General features: G+C 43.9%; 1 pseudogene. It reads right to left on the bottom strand.

The window, feature by feature from the left end:
• Positions 1 to 488: pseudogene (locus tag H5084_RS19320) on the bottom strand (transketolase); the annotation flags it as partial.

The raw sequence follows: 488 nt of genomic DNA, 5'->3' as shown, positions 1-488 counted from the left end.
CCTTGGTTAGCTTGTAAGTCAGCAATGTAAGCAGAAGACTTAGCTTCCCACTCAGCAGGTAATTCGTTGTTAACACGACGTTTGTATTCAGCAGCTAGTTCAGGATAAGCCGCTGCGTAAGCTGCGAATTTTTCATCCCAAGATTGCTCTGCAGCTTGACCTTGTACTTTGTTATCCCAACCGGCATAAATATCGGTAGGAATTTCAAATGGACCGTGGTTCCAACCTAATGCTTTACGTGTTGCAGCAATTTCATCGTGACCTAATGGTGCGCCGTGACAATCGTGTGTACCTTGCTTAGCAGGCGAGCCAAAACCAATAATTGTTTTACAACAAATCATGGTTGGTTTAGTGGTTTCTGCTTTTGCAGAGATAATAGCGGCTTTGATTTCTTCAGGGTTATGCCCATCAACAGAAATGACTTGCCATCCGTAAGCTTCAAAACGCTTAGGTGTATCGTCTGTGAACCAACCTTCTACATCACCATC

This window comes from Psychromonas sp. SR45-3 (assembly GCF_014163575.1).
Taxonomy (GTDB): domain Bacteria; phylum Pseudomonadota; class Gammaproteobacteria; order Enterobacterales; family Psychromonadaceae; genus Psychromonas; species Psychromonas arctica.
Note: the sequence above shows the minus strand (reverse complement) of the source record. Positions and strands in the feature narration are given on the sequence as shown.